Source organism: Aeromonas sp. 601039, assembly GCF_049174415.1.
In the GTDB taxonomy this organism is placed as follows: domain Bacteria; phylum Pseudomonadota; class Gammaproteobacteria; order Enterobacterales; family Aeromonadaceae; genus Aeromonas; species Aeromonas veronii_A.
On record NZ_JAAKTL010000016.1, the window covers coordinates 41867 to 58250 of the forward strand.

13 protein-coding genes are annotated in these 16384 nt (G+C 61.1%); 7 read left to right on the top strand and 6 right to left on the bottom strand.

Going from position 1 to position 16384, the window contains the following annotated elements:
- Positions 1-17: 17 nt before the first annotated feature.
- Genes arnB through arnF form a run of 7 tightly spaced genes read left to right on the top strand, consistent with a single transcriptional unit; the run spans position 18 to position 7444 of the window.
- Positions 18-1154: a UDP-4-amino-4-deoxy-L-arabinose aminotransferase gene (arnB, locus tag G5195_RS14055; protein ID WP_421236241.1), complete on the top strand. Its 1137-nt coding sequence runs from the start codon at positions 18-20 to the stop codon at positions 1152-1154.
- A gap of 6 nt (positions 1155-1160) precedes the next feature.
- Positions 1161-2141, top strand: coding sequence for an undecaprenyl-phosphate 4-deoxy-4-formamido-L-arabinose transferase (gene arnC, locus G5195_RS14060; RefSeq protein ID WP_421236242.1), 981 nt, complete (start codon positions 1161-1163; stop codon positions 2139-2141).
- Positions 2138-4129 carry a bifunctional UDP-4-amino-4-deoxy-L-arabinose formyltransferase/UDP-glucuronic acid oxidase ArnA gene (gene arnA, locus G5195_RS14065; protein WP_421236243.1) on the top strand — a complete coding sequence of 664 codons (1992 nt, stop codon included), beginning with the start codon at positions 2138-2140 and terminating at the stop codon, positions 4127-4129. The genes arnC and arnA overlap by 4 nt, the downstream gene beginning before the upstream one ends.
- A complete protein-coding gene (gene arnD / locus G5195_RS14070; RefSeq protein ID WP_216952257.1) occupies positions 4122-5021 on the top strand; it encodes a 4-deoxy-4-formamido-L-arabinose-phosphoundecaprenol deformylase in 900 nt (299 codons plus the stop codon). The genes arnA and arnD overlap by 8 nt, the downstream gene beginning before the upstream one ends.
- Before the next feature lie 31 nt (positions 5022-5052).
- The gene (gene arnT, locus G5195_RS14075) at positions 5053-6696 is read left to right on the top strand and encodes a lipid IV(A) 4-amino-4-deoxy-L-arabinosyltransferase (protein WP_421172618.1); all 1644 of its coding nucleotides are present in this window, start codon (positions 5053-5055) and stop codon (positions 6694-6696) included.
- Positions 6696-7040, top strand: coding sequence for an EamA family transporter (locus G5195_RS14080; RefSeq protein ID WP_216952259.1), 345 nt, complete (start codon positions 6696-6698; stop codon positions 7038-7040). The genes arnT and G5195_RS14080 overlap by 1 nt, the downstream gene beginning before the upstream one ends.
- A complete protein-coding gene (gene arnF / locus G5195_RS14085; protein ID WP_216952260.1) occupies positions 7037-7444 on the top strand; it encodes a 4-amino-4-deoxy-L-arabinose-phosphoundecaprenol flippase subunit ArnF in 408 nt (135 codons plus the stop codon). The genes G5195_RS14080 and arnF overlap by 4 nt, the downstream gene beginning before the upstream one ends.
- A gap of 73 nt (positions 7445-7517) precedes the next feature.
- On the opposite strand, the gene G5195_RS14090 is transcribed toward arnF, so the two are convergent.
- The 6 genes from G5195_RS14090 to pntA all read right to left on the bottom strand — a co-directional run bounded on the left by G5195_RS14090 (position 7518) and on the right by pntA (position 15941).
- The gene (locus G5195_RS14090) at positions 7518-8846 is read right to left on the bottom strand and encodes a CoA-disulfide reductase (protein WP_421236244.1); all 1329 of its coding nucleotides are present in this window, start codon (positions 8844-8846) and stop codon (positions 7518-7520) included.
- A gap of 97 nt (positions 8847-8943) precedes the next feature.
- On the bottom strand, positions 8944-10344 hold the full coding sequence (locus G5195_RS14095; protein WP_005341918.1) for an L-cystine transporter: 1401 nt from the start codon (positions 10342-10344) through the stop codon (positions 8944-8946).
- Positions 10345-10477: 133 nt separating this feature from the next.
- Positions 10478-11764, bottom strand: a complete 1287-nt coding sequence (locus G5195_RS14100) for a serine dehydratase subunit alpha family protein (RefSeq protein ID WP_421236245.1) — start codon at positions 11762-11764, stop codon at positions 10478-10480.
- Between the two features lie 279 nt (positions 11765-12043).
- Complete coding sequence (locus G5195_RS14105) at positions 12044-12820, bottom strand: substrate-binding periplasmic protein (RefSeq protein ID WP_421236246.1); 777 nt, start codon at positions 12818-12820, stop codon at positions 12044-12046.
- Positions 12821-12918: 98 nt separating this feature from the next.
- On the bottom strand, positions 12919-14403 hold the full coding sequence (gene pntB, locus G5195_RS14110; RefSeq protein ID WP_069526987.1) for a Re/Si-specific NAD(P)(+) transhydrogenase subunit beta: 1485 nt from the start codon (positions 14401-14403) through the stop codon (positions 12919-12921).
- 11 nt (positions 14404-14414) lie between these two features.
- Positions 14415-15941: a Re/Si-specific NAD(P)(+) transhydrogenase subunit alpha gene (pntA, locus tag G5195_RS14115; RefSeq protein ID WP_040070064.1), complete on the bottom strand. Its 1527-nt coding sequence runs from the start codon at positions 15939-15941 to the stop codon at positions 14415-14417.
- Positions 15942-16384 lie beyond the last annotated feature (443 nt).

Consider the following 16384-nt stretch of genomic DNA (forward strand, 5'->3'; position numbering starts at 1 on the left):
ATTAAGACCGGAGTCGTATGAAAGACTTTCTGCCATTCTCAAAGCCTGCCATGGGCGAGGCCGAGATCCGTGCCGTCAGCGAGGTGTTGCAATCGGGATGGATCACCACGGGCCCGAAAAATCATGAGCTGGAGCAGCGTTTCTGCGAGACCTTTGGCTGCCAGCATGCTGTTGCGCTCTGCTCCGCGACCGCGGGCATGCATGTCACCCTGATGGCGCTGGGGATTGGCCCGGGTGACGAGGTGATTACCCCCTCCCAGACCTGGGTCTCCACCATCAACATCATCACCCTGCTGGGGGCCACCCCGGTCTTTGTCGATGTGGACAGGGATACTCTGATGGTCAGCGCCGACCAGATAGCGCCGCTCATCACCCCCAACACCCGGGCCATCATCCCGGTCCACTACGCAGGGGCACCGGTCGACCTCAACCCCATCCTCGCCCTGGGTCGCCAGCACGATATTCCAGTCATCGAAGATGCCGCCCATGCAGTCGGCACCCGCTATCGCGCGCGCTGGGTCGGGGAAACCGGCACCGCCATCTTCTCTTTCCACGCCATCAAAAATCTTACCTGTGCCGAGGGAGGCATGCTGGTGACCGATGACAAGGCGCTGGCCGACAAGGCTCGCATGCTGAAATTCCACGGCCTGGGAGTCGATGCCTTCGACCGCATGACGCAGGGACGCAAGCCGCAGGCGGAGGTGATCATGCCGGGCTTCAAATACAACCTGGCCGACATCAACGCCGCCATCGCCCTGGTGCAGCTGGCCCGCCTGCCCGAGCTCAATGCCAAGCGGGTCGAACTGGTGTCTCGCTACCATGAACGTCTGGCCAACCTGCCGCTGGCACCGCTGGCCATCCCCACCTACCCCCATCTGCATGCCTGGCACCTCTTCATGGTGCGGGTCGACCCCGAGCAGTGCGGCCTCGATCGCGATCAGCTGATGCAGGCGCTGCAGGAGCGAGGCATCGGCAGTGGCCTGCATTTTCGCGCCGCCCACACCCAGAAGTACTACCGGGAGCGCTATCCGGATCTTTCGCTACCCAACACAGAGTGGAACTCGTCACGGCTCTGCACCCTGCCCCTCTTCCCCGACATGATGCTCTCCGACGTGGATCGGGTTGTGGCAGCCCTGACCGACATACTGGAGTAACAATACGTGAACCATAACGACATCAAACGGGTCTCAGTCATCATTCCCGTCTACAACGAGGAGGCGAGCCTGCAGGAACTGCTGCAACGGGTGACCGACACCTGCGAGCAGCTGAGCCAGGATTACGAAGTGATCCTGATCGACGACGGCAGCAACGACCGATCCGCCACCATCATCAGCGAAGCCGCCAATCGCGAAGGGAGCAAGCTGGTCGCCGTGCTGCTCAACCGCAACTATGGCCAGCATGCCGCCATCATGGCCGGCTTCGAGACGGCAACAGGGGATCTGGTGATCACCCTGGATGCCGATCTGCAGAACCCGCCGGAAGAGATCCCGCGGCTGGTCGCCACCGCCATGGAAGGGTATGACGTGGTCGGCACCATCCGCCGCAACCGGCAGGATTCATGGTTTCGCAAGACAGCCTCACGCTTTATCAACAAGTCGGTACAGCGGGCCACCGGCGTCCAGATGAGCGACTACGGCTGCATGCTGCGTGCCTATCGCCGCCACATCATCGACGCCATGCTCTGCTGTCAGGAGCGCAGCACCTTCATCCCCATCCTGGCCAACAGCTTTGCCCGCCGCACCACAGAGCTGGAGGTGGGCCACGCCGAGCGGGCCCACGGCGAATCCAAATATGGCCTGATGCACCTTATCAACCTGATGTACGACCTGGTCACCTGCATGACCACGGCCCCGCTGCGCCTGCTCAGCATCGTTGGCAGCCTGGTGGCGGGGATCGGCTTCACCTTCTCGATCCTGCTGCTGCTGCTGCGTCTGTTACTGGGCGCCGACTGGGCAGCAGATGGCGTCTTCACCCTGTTTGCCATTCTCTTCACCTTTGTCGGCGTGCAGCTGATCGGGATGGGGCTGCTGGGTGAGTACATAGGCCGCATGTATACCGATGTGCGCGCCCGTCCCCGCTACTTCATTCACCAAATCGTTCGCTCCACACCGGATGCTTCGCAACAGGAAACTCAATCATGAACGTTGTTGTCTTTGCCTATCACGATATCGGCTGCACCGGTATCGAGTCCCTGCTTCAGGCCGGTTATCAGATCCAGGCGGTCTTCACCCACGCCGATGATCCGGGCGAGAACCGCTTCTTCGGTTCGGTGGCCCAGCTCTGCGCCGAACATGACCTGCCGGTCTACTCTCCCGAAGACGTGAACCACCCGCTCTGGGTCGAGCGTATCCGCGAACTGGCGCCCGAGGCCATCTTCTCCTTCTACTACCGCAACCTGCTCAAGCAGGAACTCCTCGATATCCCGACCGTCGGGGCCTTCAATCTGCATGGATCCCTGCTGCCTGCCTATCGTGGCCGGGCGCCCATCAACTGGTGTCTGGTCAACGGCGAGCGCGAAACCGGCATGACCCTGCACCGGATGACAGCCCGTGCCGATGCCGGCGATATCCTTGCCCAGCAGGCAGTAACCATTGCCCACGATGACACCGCACTGACCCTGCATGGCAAGATGCGCCAGGCAGCCCACGCCCTGCTGGAAGGGGAGCTGGTCAAACTCAAGCGCGGTGACGCCACCTTCACCCCGCAGGACGAGAGCAAGGCAAGCTACTATGGTCGCCGCACCCCGGCCGATGGCGAGCTGCGCTGGGATAAGCCCGCCAGGGATCTCTATAACCTGGTACGTGCCGTTACCCAGCCCTACCCGGGGGCCTTCAGCTTCGCCGGTGATCGCAAGCTGACGGTCTGGCAGGCAAAGCCGCTGGCGATCCAGAGCGACCAGCAGCCGGGCACCATTCTCTCCCACGACCCGCTGCAGGTGGCCTGTGGTGAAGGGGTGCTGGAGATCCTGACCGGCCAGGCCGAAGGAGGGCTCTATGTACGCGGCGCCCAACTTGCCCGCGAGCTGGGGCTGATGGAAGGGATGAAGATCGGCGCCAAGGCGAGCAAGGCCATGCGCAAGGCACGGCTGACCCGGGTGTTGATCCTCGGCGTCAACGGCTTTATCGGCAACCACCTCACCGAGCGTCTGCTCAAGGATGGCGGCTACGAGGTCTATGGCCTCGATATTGGCTCCAGCGCAGTGGAACGCTTCATCGGCCACCCCCACTTCCACTTCGTGGAGGGGGACATCAGCATCCACACCGAGTGGATCGAGTACCACATCAAGAAGTGCGACGTGATCCTGCCGCTGGTGGCCATCGCCACCCCCATCGAGTACACCCGCAACCCGCTGCGGGTGTTCGAACTCGACTTTGAAGAGAACCTCAAGATCGTCCGCTACTGCGTCAAGTACCACAAGCGCATCATCTTCCCCTCCACCTCCGAGGTGTACGGGATGTGCGACGACCACAGCTTCGACGAAGATGAATCCCGCCTCATCGTCGGCCCCATCAACAAGCAGCGCTGGATCTACTCGGTCTCCAAGCAGCTGCTGGATAGGGTGATCTGGGCCTACGGCAAAAAAGAGGGGCTCAACTTCACACTGTTCCGTCCCTTCAACTGGATGGGCCCACGCCTCGACAGCCTGGACTCTGCCCGCATCGGCAGTTCCCGCGCCATCACCCAACTGATCCTCAATCTGGTGGACGGCACCCCGATCCAGCTGGTGGATGGCGGCGCCCAGAAACGCTGCTTCACCGATATCGAGGATGGCATTGAAGCCCTGTTTCGCATCGTCGAAAACAGGGGCAATCGCTGCAACGGCCAGATCATCAACATCGGCAACCCGGATAACGAGGCGAGTATTCGCGAGATGGCCGAGGTGCTGCTCGCCAAGTTCGAGGCCCACCCGTTGCGCCACCACTTCCCGCCATTTGCCGGCTTCAATCTGGTGGAGAGCAAGTCCTTCTACGGCGACGGCTATCAGGATGTCTCCCACCGCCGCCCGAGCATCCGTAATGCCCGCAAGCTGATCGACTGGGAACCGACCATCGAGATGGAAGAGACCATCGGCAAGACGCTGGACTTCTTCCTGCAGGGGGCGGTCACGACGGGAGTCGAGCATGACTGAAGTGGGTCTGCGGATCGACGTCGATACCTTCAGGGGAACCCGTGACGGGGTTCCCCGCCTGCTGCAACTGCTCGACAAGCATCAGGTGAAGGGGAGTTTCTTCTTCTCGGTCGGTCCGGACAACATGGGGCGCCACCTGTGGCGTCTGCTAAAACCCCGCTTCCTGCTCAAGATGCTGCGTTCCAACGCCGCATCCCTCTATGGGCTCGATATCCTGCTGGCTGGCACCGCCTGGCCCGGCAAGTCCATCGGCAGAGAGCTGGGTTCCCTGATGCGCGACACCGATAAGGCGCACCATGAGGTGGGGCTGCATGCCTGGGATCACCACGGCTGGCAGGCCAATACCGGTCGCTGGGACGAAGCCGAACTGATCCGCCAGACCCGGCTCGGAGTCGATGCCCTGAGCGAGATCCTAGGGCGCGAAGTGGATTGCTCCGCCGCCGCCGGCTGGCGAGCCGATCCCCTCACCACCCAGGCCAAGGAGCAGTTCGGCTTTCGCTACAACAGTGACTGCCGCGGCTGCGGCCTGTTCCGTCCCATTCTGGAGGATGGTCGGCCCGGCACCCCGCAGATCCCGGTCAACCTGCCCACCTTTGACGAGGTGATTGGCAGCCAGGTGACGGCCGAGCGCTTCAACCACTTCCTGCTGGAGCAGCTGACTGCGGCACCGCAACCGGGCCCCCATGTCTACACCATCCACGCCGAGGTGGAGGGGATCGTCATGGCCGAGCAGTTCGATCTCCTGCTCGATGAAGCCAGGTCGCGCGGCATCCACTTCATCCCCCTTGGCAACCTGCTTCCCCCCGACCCAGCCCTCTTGCCGACCAGCCATCTGCTGCGCGGCTCCCTGCCAGGACGCGAAGGGTGGCTCGGTTGCAAGATGACGCCATGAACCCGCTCGCCAGATTGCAACAGAGAATCTCATGAAGATGACCCGATGGGCCCTGCCCCTTTTCTTCCTCGCCTTTTACCTGCTGCCACTCAACCAGCGGATGCTGTGGAGCCCGGACGAAAACCGTTACGCCGAGATCAGCCGGGAGATGATCACCACGGGTGACTGGGTGGTGCCCCACTTCCTTGGCCTGCGCTACTTCGAGAAACCCATCGCCGGTTACTGGTTCAACAGCCTCAGCCAGCTGCTGTTTGGCGAGAGCAACTTTGCGGTCCGCTTCGCCTCGGCCGCAGCCACCGGCCTGAGCGCCCTGCTGATCTTCTGGTTCGCTCTGCAGCTGTGGCAGTGCCGGCGTACAGCGTGGTTCGCCAGCCTGATCTATCTCTCGACCCTGATCGTCTACGGCATCGGCACCTACAGCGTGCTGGATGCCATGGTCACCCTCTGGCTCAATGCCGCCATGGTGAGCTTCTACCTCATCCGGCAAGAAGGGCCGCCCGGTCGCAGAGTGGCAGGCTATCTGCTGTTCGGCCTCGCCTGCGGCATGGGCTTTCTCACCAAAGGCTTTATCGCACTGGCGGTACCCGTGGTAGCCATCATGCCCTACGCCATCTATCAGCGCCGCCTGCGCGAGCTGGTATGTTTCGGGCCGCTGGCCATCCTTAGCGCGGCTCTGCTGGTCGCCCCCTGGGCCATCGCCGTACACCTGCGCGAGCCGGACTACTGGCACTACTTCTTCTGGATTGAGCACATCCAGCGCTTCGCCTCGGAAGATGCGCAGCACAAGGCGCCATTCTGGTACTACCTGCCGATGGGGCTGCTCGGCACCCTGCCCTGGCTCGGCCTGCTGCCGGGGGCACTGAAGCAAGGATGGCAAGCGCGCAAGAACAGCCCGGAAACCCTCTATCTGTTGGCCTGGGTGGTGTTGCCGCTGCTCTTCTTCAGCATTGCCAAAGGCAAGCTGCTCACCTATATCCTGCCCTGTTTCGCCCCGCTGGCCATGCTGATGGCCACCAGCGCCGTGGACAAAATCAAGGAAGGTAAAGAGCGGGCCTTCAAACTCAACGCCTGGCTGAACGGCCTGTTCGGCCTCATCGGACTGGTAGTGCTGACCGTGCTGGCTTTATCCCGCGACCACGCCATCTACGGTGAAGAGGATCACGGGGCACTGTCGGTGGCCATGGCCATCTTTATCGGCTGGTCCCTGCTCGGACTCATCCAGTTGCAGGCGGTCAGTCGCCGCTGGGTCCTGAGCGCGCTCTGCCCCATGATACTGGCCATCGGCCTGCCCTGGGCGCTGCCGCAATCACTGATCGACTCAAAGCTGCCAGAGCGTTTCATCGAGACCAATCAGGCCGTGCTGCAGGGTTCAGAGACTCTGCTGGCCAGCGATCCGGGACTGGCATCCGCTCTCGCCCGGAGCACACGGCGCGGCGAGATCATGCTGTTCGACGACAAAGGAGAGCTAGCTTACGGCCTGGGCTATCCGGATGCCAAGGGCCGCTATGTTGCCCGTGCAGAGTTCCCGAGATGGTTGGCACAAGCGCGCGAGAAGGGGCAAGTTGCCCTGCTGATGAAGACCGATCACGACGGAGAGACCGGCCCTCTGCCCCCTGCCGACGAGACCCTCGTCAGCCACCGGCTGACCCTGCTCATCTACCATGGAGTACGCTGATGGATATAGTGCTGCTATTACTGGTGTGCCTGCTGACCAGCAGCGGCCAGATGCTGCAAAAGCAGGCCGTTATCTGCTGGCAGCGTAACCCCTGTAACCACCTGCAAAAGCTGCGTTCCCCCTGGCTTGTTGCCAGCGTGGCAGCACTTGGCAGTGGCATGCTGCTCTGGATTTATCTGTTGCAACGACTGCCGCTGAGCATGGCCTACCCCATGCTCAGCATTAATCTGGTGCTGGTGCTGCTCGGCTCACGCCTCTTTTTCCACGAGCCGGTGAGCAGCCACAACTGGCTGGGGGCTGCCACCATCATCGTCGGCGCCCTGCTGCTGGGAGGCCTGCGATGAAGGGCTATCTCTACGTGTTAGGCAGCATAGTGCTGGTGACGGTGGCGCAGCTCTGCATGAAGTGGGGAGCGATCAGCCTCCCTGCATGGCAGGCCGATCCCGCCGTGATGCTGGCTCACCCCCTGCCACTCCTCACCATCGTCATCGGCATCCTCTGCTACGGGCTATCGCTGCTCTGCTGGCTGGCCGCGCTGCACTCCACACCGCTCAATATCGCCTACCCACTGCTCAGCACCAGTTACGGGCTGGTCTATCTGCTGGCGGTGAGCATGCCGGTCTTTGCCGAACCGCTGGTGGCAAGCAAGGCGGCAGGTGTTGCGCTTATCTTCTTCGGCGCCGTGCTGGTCGGCAGCAAACCGGCGACAGGCAAGCCGGAGCGGCAAGATCCCCCTGCCAATCCCTGAGGCAGCTTTAAACAAAAAGAAGAGGCGGCACCCTGTGCCGCCTCTTGTCACTGTCAGGTTGGCCTGCCCCCCTTTATTTGGCGACATTACCCGCCACGTTCAGGGCATCCCAGGTGCGGGAGAAGGGCGGCGCGTAGGCAAAGTCCAGCATGCCGAGCTGCTCGGTGGTCACTCCCATGGTGATGGCCACTGCCAGCGCGTCGATGCGGTGGACCGCCCCCTTGCGACCGAGGATCTGGCCGCCCAGCAGTCGCTTGCTGCCCGCATCATAGACCAGTTTGACGTGGATGTCGGACTGACCCGGGCAGTAGTTGGTGTGGCACTTGTCCTTGATCACCACGGTGCGATAGTCGATCCCCATCGCCTTGGCTTCCTGCTCGGAGAGGCCGGTACGGCCCGCCTCCAGCCCCAGCACCTTGAGCGCCGCAGAGCCCAAAGTGCCCGGGAACGTCTGCTCGGCACCGGCCAGGTTCTCACCCACCATGCGCCCCAGCTTGTTGGCGATGGTGGCGAGCGGCACATAGACCTGCTGCTGCTTCACGCTATGCCAGACGCTGGCACAATCACCGGCCGACCAGACGTTGGCCAGCGAGCTGCGCCCCTGACGATCCACCTTGATGGCGCCGTTGCCGAGTCGCTCGATGCCGGTATCGGCCAGAAACTCGGTGTTGGGCTTGACCCCGGTGCAGACCACCACGATATCGGCCTCGTACTCGCCCTGGCTGGTACGCACGCCGGTCACCCGGCCATCCCCCAGCAGTGCTTCAACTCGCTCACCCAGATGGAGGGAGACCCCCTGCTCGCGCAGTTCGGTTTCGATGTGCTGGGTGATCTCGCCATCAAACGCGTCGGGGATGACTCGATCCGCCAGCTCGATGAGACGCACCTCTTTGCCCTGATGGACCAGCGCCTCGACCACCTCCAGCCCGATAAAGCCGGAGCCAATCACCACGGCGCGGCGATTGTTCTTGTCTTGTACCGCCGCCTTCAGCGCCAGTCCGTCGGCCATCCGGCGCAGACCGAATACCCCTTGCTGCAGCAAACCGGGGATGGGGGGCATCACTTCGCGGGCACCGGTGGCGATCATCAGCCGATCGTAGCGATCGGTGAAGGTGTCGCCGTTGTGCTCCACCACCAGAGTCTGGGCAGCCGCATCGACGCTCAGCACCCGATGGCCAATCTTGACCTCGATCCCCTTGGCGGCGAACTGCTCGGGGGTGAACTCGGCCATGTAACCGGGCTCCTGAAACTCGTCACCGACGAAGTAAGGCAGGCCGCAGGCACCGAAAGAGATCACTTCGGAGGCCTCATACACCACGATGTCGGCATCTTTGGCCAGACGGCGCGCCTTGGCCGCCGCGCTCATACCGGCGGCTTCACCACCGATGATCAGAATTCTCATAGTTTTTCCTCTCAATGGCGCAGGGAGGGCATGCCCTCCCTGTGGTCTATGACGGGAAAGAGTCGCCCCTTTCCACTGGCAGATCAACCGACGCAAATCAGACGGTGGACTCTTCGCCGTCCAGACTCACTTCGTGATCGCTGTTGAACACATGCATGTCGGTCTCGCCCATCAGGCGGCTGGTGACCGTCCCTGCGGTGATGGAGCCGGAGACGTTGAGCGCGGTACGGCCCATGTCGATCAGCGGCTCGATGGAGATGAGCAGACCGGCCAGCGCCACCGGGAAGTCCAGCGCGGAGAGCACGATCAGCGCGGCAAAGGTGGCGCCACCGCCAATCCCGGCCACCCCGAAGGAGCTGACGGTGATGATGGCGATCAGGGTCATGATAAAGCCGGGATCCATCGGGTTGACCCCGACGGTCGGGGCAATCATCACGGCCAGCATGGCCGGATAAATACCGGCACAGCCGTTCTGGCCGATGGTGGAACCGAAGGAGGCGGCGAAGTTGGCGATCCCCTCAGGAATACCCAGCGACTTTGTCTGGGTTTGCACGTTCATCGGGATGGAGCCCGCACTGGTGCGCGAGGTGAAGGCAAACGCCAGCACCGGAGTGATCTTCTTGAGGAAGCGCAGCGGGTTGATGCCGACCATGCTCACCAGCAGCAGGTGCACGACAAACATGATGGCGATGGCACCGTAAGAGGCCATCACAAAGCTGAGCAGGTTGAGGATGTCAGCATAGTTGGAGCCGGAGACCACCTTGGTCATCAGCGCCAGTACGCCGAACGGGGTCAGGCGCAGCACCAGGGTCACCATTCGCATCACGATGGCATGAGCCACGGCCACGAAGTGGCTGAAGCTGGCGAAGATCTCCGGCTTCTTGCGGGCGATGCCGGTAGCTGAGAGGCCAATGAAGATGGAGAAGATCACCACGGCGATGGTGGAGGTCTTGCGGGCCCCGGTCATGTCGAGGAAGGGGTTGGCGGGAATGAACTCCAGCATCATCTTGGCGAAAGACATGCTCTCGACGCTGCCGAGGGTGGTCTGCAGCGCGGCGCCCCGGGCGCTCTCGGCGGCACCGGAGGTGAGCCCTTCAGCAGTCAGGCCAAACAGGTTGGACATCAGGATGCCCGCCCCGGCGGCGATGGCGGTGGTGAAGATTAGCACGCCTATGGTCATGGCGCTGATCTTGCCCAGCGCAGTGCCACCATTGAGCTTCAAGATAGCGCTGATGATGGAGACCATGATGAGCGGGATGATGATCATCTGCAGCAGCTTCACATAGCCGCTACCCACGATATCCAGATAGTCGATGGTCTGAACAATGACGGGCGAACCTGCACCGTAAAGCAGTTGCAACGCGGCGCCGAACAGAATACCGAGCCCCAGACCGGCAAATACCCGGCGGGTGAAGCTCACATGTTTTTCCTGTAACCGGTAGAGAAAGAACAGCAAGATGGCGGCGATGGCCAGATTGCCGATAACGCTAAATGTCATGGTATGACTCCCCAAAAAGCGGGCTTGCGCCCGAGAAACAAGAGCAAGCGCCATGCTTGCCCTGACAACCGTGTCAGACGGTCTGCGCCGTCGTGACAAGAACAAGGGGGTCTATCGCCCCCTTGTCACAGATTCACTGCTTCTGCTGTTTCGCTCGCATGATGTTGATGATTTCGATGTCGGTATCCAGCATCCCCTCTTTGGAGAGGCGGCCCAGATTGGCGATGGTCTGGTCCACATCATCGGAAACGATCCCCTCGCTCTGGGGGACATGCAGGTTGTTGATGGCCATCAGCGAAGACTTTACCGCCGCCGAGGTGGAAGTGGAGACCTTCATGGAGCAGGCGCTGCCCGCGCCGTCGCAGATGATGCCGGAGACATCGCCAATCATGTTGTTGATGCAGTGGCTGATCTGCTGATACTGGCCGCCCAGCAGCCAGGTAATGGCGGCACCGGCACCCATGGCGGCGGTACTGGCGGCGCAGAGGGCCGACAGCTTGTTCTGATAGGTCTTGATGTAGATGGCCACCAGATGGCTCATCACCAGTGCCCGGGTCAGCTGCTCGTCGCTCGCCTTGAGGAAGCGGGCAGCCGCGACCACCGGCATGGTGGCGGCAATGCCCTGATTGCCGGAACCGGAGTTGGACATGGCGGGCAGCATGGCACCATCCATCCGCGCATCGGAGGCGGCGGAGGAGAGGCGCATCGCCAGCGTCATCAGGTCATCGGAGAGCAGCTTGCGCTCCACCTGTTCGGTAAGGATCTTGCCGATCTTCAGACCGTAACCCTGCAACCCTTCATCTGCCAGCGCCTGATTCATGGTGGCGGCCTCGCGGATAAAGTCGATCTCCGCCAGCGGCACTTCCAATGCAAAATCGACGATCTCCCGCAGGGTCATGGCCGGTTTGGCGGATTTGGCCGGCTGGATCTGCACGCCGGGGGCACTGGCCTGCTCCATCAGAACTTCGCCATCCTTCTCCATCAGGATGATGCGGGTGTGGTCGGTGCAGATCACCACCCGGGCACTGTGCCCTTCAACTTCGGCCAGCACCTCGGCGTAGAGCACGTCCGGCACATCCTTCACATCCACCTTGATCACTGGCAGCAGCGCCTTGGCCGCCTCGACCTGGGCCGGGGTGAGAGTCTTTAGTACCTCCAGCCCGGCATCGGGATTACCCCCTGTTATGCCGACCGCAGCGGCCACCGGCAGGCCGATCATGCCGGTGCCCGGCACCCCGACCCCCATGCCATTCTTGAACAGATTGCCACTGACCCAGACGCTGATGCTGGTCGGGGTCTCCCCCAGCAGCTTGCGGCAGTTGGCCGCCGCCAGCGCCACCGACATCGGCTCGGTACAGCCCAGGGCCGGCACCACTTCACGCTTGAGCAGGGTAATAAAGTCGGTCCATTGTGGTTTCATCTGTGCATTCTCATCTTGGTGGCGCAATGCCTGTCATCTCCACAGGCAACAGCATGGCAAAAAAGGGTGACACGGGATCAACATCAAGCAGGAGCGCGTCGCCAAGGCGTCGCGAGAGAGGTGGCCGTCTGATGACTGCCCCATGCAAATCAACTTAATTTGATTTTAATATCAATAAAATCAAATTAAGTTGCGCAACATCGCTTTTTTAGCGCCATTATGCCCGTCTTTTAACAAAGCGCGACAATTTGTGATGCAACGCACAGACGACGGAGTCACCTAGAGATGATAGCGGGCCAGCAGCTGCTGGTAGGCCGGGGTCTGCTTGAACTGTTTCAAGGCGGCCGAGAAGCGCCTCGCCAACTGGTCATGGCCGGGCTTGTGGGTAAATCCGAGAAAGTTGCGGTTATCGTCGGTCAGCAGGCGGCGACCATTGAGCACCTGATCCTGCAGCCCCTGGGTACGCAGCAGATAACGACCAACCTGTTCATTGAGCACGACACCATCCAGTCGGCCGGCCATCATCAGATGCAACTGCTTGACCATCTTGCCATCGCCCGTCATGGCGACCCTGATCACCCCTTCATCGGCCAGAAAATCGGGGCTGTAGGCATAGTCGGCCTGAATGCCGATCCGCAACCCCTTGAGGTCGGATAATTGCTCGAATTTCACCGGACGATCCGCCGGATAGAAGAGCACTTCACCACTACGAGAGAGCGGCTCTTCGGGATAGTGGAGCCACTCTTGACGATCCTTGTTATAGAAGACGTCGAGTACCGCATCCCCCTGCCCGAGGCGGGCCTGTTGCAACACCCGCTTCCATGGCAGCACCTTCACCTCGGTGCGATAGCCGAGCTGCTGCAGCACGGTGCGAGCCAGCTCGAGATCTGCGCCCACCAGCTCCCCCTTGTCGCTGTGCATCACATAGGGGGGCCACAGTTCTGTCAATATGGTCAGGGTCGGCTTGTCATGAGCCATAGCCATGCCACCGACGAGAAGAGATGCCAGCAGCCAGCCGTACCACCCGATCCTTCGCCAACCCTGACACCACATCATGGAGATCCCTCATGGTCCGTATGGATTGAGGATATACAAGGGATGGGCAATAAAAAAGGAGGCCGAAGCCTCCTTGATATCCACTCTCTGAATGGCACTTACAGTGCTTTCAGGATTGCCTCGACGCTGGCCTTGGCATCGCCAAACAGCATCTGGGTATTTTCCTTGAAGAACAGCGGGTTCTGGACACCGGCGTAGCCAGTGTTCATGGAGCGCTTGAAGCCGATGACGTTCTGCGCTTTCCACACTTCCAGCACCGGCATACCGGCGATCGGGCTGCCCGGATCTTCCATCGCGGCCGGGTTGACGGTGTCGTTGGCACCGATCACCAGCACGGTGTCGGTATCGGCGAAGTCCTCGTTGATCTCGTCCATTTCCAGCACGATGTCATACGGGACTTTCGCTTCCGCCAGCAGCACGTTCATGTGGCCAGGCAGACGACCGGCAACCGGGTGGATACCGAAGCGCACCTTGACGCCGCGGTCACGCAGCTTCTGGGTGATCTCGGCAACCGGATACTGAGCCTGTGCCACCGCCATACCGTAGCCCGGGGTGATGATGACGGAGCTGGAGTTCTTCAGCAGGTCAGCCACTTCCTCGGCGCTGGTTTCGCGGTATTCGCCCATCTCCTGATCAGCCGTGGAGGCCACGCCATCGGAGCCGAAGCCACCGGCGATCACGGAGATGAAGGAGCGGTTCATCGCCTTACACATGATGTAGGAGAGGATCGCACCGGAGGAACCCACCAGGGCACCGGTGACGATCAGCAGGTCATTGGAGAGCATGAAGCCCGCCGCCGCCGCCGCCCAACCGGAGTAGGAGTTCAGCATGGAGACCACCACCGGCATGTCTGCGCCACCGATGGAGGCAACCAGATGCCAGCCGAAGGCGAAGGCGATCAAGGTCATCACCAGCAGGGCGAAGGTAGAGCCGCCCGCGTTGACGAAGTAGACCATCAGCGCCAGAGAAGCGACCACGGCCAGCAGGTTCAGCTTGTGGCGGTGCGGCAGCATCAGCGGCTTGGAGGAGATGAGACCACGCAGTTTGCCGAAGGCAACCACGGAACCGGTAAAGGTCACGGCACCGATGAAGACGCCCAGGAAGATCTCGACCAAATGGATGTTCAGCATGGCGCCGGTCAGGTGCTCGACCTGAGCAACGCTGTTGGCCTGCTCGAACGCCGCACGGGCGGCTGCCAGGGTGGCATCCAGGTTGGAACCGACGGAGACGACCACCTCAGCAGGTGCAGAGGGGTGCAGATCGATGAAGCTGTTGAAGCCCACCAGCACTGCCGCCATACCCACGAAGCTGTGCAGCACGGCCACCAGCTCGGGCATCTCGGTCATCTCGACCTTGAGTGCCAGACGCACGCCGATGGCACCACCGATCACCATGGCCAGAATGATCCAGTGAACGCCACTGGTCTCCGGGTTGAATACGGTGGCGAGCAGGGCGATAGCCATACCCGCGATACCGAACAGGTTGCCATGCTTGGCCGTTTCTTGCTTCGACAGTCCCGCGAGACTGAGGATGAAGAGCACGGCGGCAACGATATAGGATGCTGTTACCAGTCCTTGAGACACGTTAAACCCCCTTAATCCTTACGGAACATCTTCAGCATGCGCTGAGTGACGGTGAAGCCGCCGAAGATGTTGATACTGGCAATCAGCACGGCGATGAACGCCAGCGCGGTAACCAGAGTCGACCCTTGCCCGATCTGCAGCAGGGCACCGACCACGATAATGCCGGAGATGGCATTGGTGACCGACATCAGCGGCGTGTGCAGGGCGTGAGAGACGTTCCACACCACGTAGTAACCGACCACACAGGCCAGGATGAATACGGTGAAGTGGGAGAGGAAGGCTGCCGGGGCAACGGAGGCGATCCAGCCGAAGGCGGCGATGCCGAGGGCACCGAACACGAACTTCTTGTTGGAAGGCTTGGCCTCTTCCTTCTTGGCGGCTGGTTTGGCGGCGGCCGGTTTCTGCGGGGCAGCAGAGACGGAGATGGCGGGCGGCGGGAAGGTCACTTCACCGGCCTGGATCACCGTCATGTTGCGCTGAACCACGTCCTCGAAGTCGATGGCGACGTTGCCGTCCTTCTCCTTGCACATCAGCTTCATCAGGTTGACCAGGTTGGTACCGTAGAGCTGGGAGGATTGGGCAGGCAGACGACCCGGCAGATCGGTGTAACCGATCACCTTGACGCCGTTGGCGGTGACATGCAGTTCGCCCGGCACTGTGTATTCACAGTTGCCGCCAGCCTGAGCGGCCATGTCCACGATGACGGAGCCCGGCTTCATGCTGTCGACCATCTCTTTGGTGATCAGCTTGGGAGCCGGCTTGCCCGGGATCAGAGCGGTGGTGATGATGATGTCCACCTCTTTGGCCTGCTGGGCGAACAGCTCCATCTCGGCCTTGATGAACTCATCGGACATGACTTTGGCGTAACCATCGCTGGATGCACCATCTTCGCCACCGAAGTCCAGCTTGAGGAATTCCCCACCCATGGATTCGATCTGCTCGGCCACTTCCAGACGGGTATCGAAGGCACGCACGATGGCACCGAGGGAACCGGCAGTACCGATGGCAGCCAGACCGGCCACACCGGCACCGATCACCAGTACCTTGGCAGGCGGCACTTTACCGGCTGCGGTGATTTGACCGGTGAAGAAGCGACCGAACTGGTGCGCAGCTTCAACCACGGCGCGATAGCCACCGATGTTGGCCATGGAGGAGAGGGCATCGAGGGACTGGGCACGGGAGATCCGCGGCACCATATCCATCGCCATCACATTGATGTTGCGCTCGGACAGCTTCTTGACCAGCTCGGGGTTCTGGGCAGGCCAGATGAAGCTCACCAGAGTGGCGCCATCTTTAATTTGTGCGATCTCGGCATCGGTCGGCGCATTGACCTTGAAGATAAGGTCGGCTTGCCAGACATTCGGCACCACGCTGGCACCGGCAGCCTCGAAGGCGGCATCATCGAAGCTGGCCGACAGGCCTGCGCCGGTCTCGATGGCGACCTCGAAGCCGAGCTTTTTCAGCTGCTCGACGGTAGCCGGGGTCGCTGCGACCCGGGTCTCACCGGCGAGACTCTCTCTCGGTATTCCAATCTGCATGACTATTCCCTGATGGTTAATAAACAATCGCTGCCCAGTGTCTCACTTCTGACGAAACAAGACATGACCAAAGTGCAGGTCCAGGGCTCTTTGTTATGAAAATCAGTAGGCTTTACCTCAACCTCCTGTCATGGTCAGGCCCCCGCTTTTCAGGCGCGAAGGTGATTAGTATCAAATTTTGGAGTTTTATTACAACCGCAGTCCCGACGGCACTCGTACAGAATTCAGCCCATCCCTGGCTACGATTAAAAAAAACAAACCAAATTAGAGGCTTATACCAGTAAAAACGGCTGAAAAAAGTGATCCAACCAGTCAAAAAAAATGTTTTACCGGCCCTCTATCTTAGCGTTTTTTGTTCTTACGAAATCCGCTTTCGTCTCACTTCTCGCAGCGAAACGCCGAAAAGTAACATTTTCCCAACAAAAGCGGGGCCGCTCAGCCGC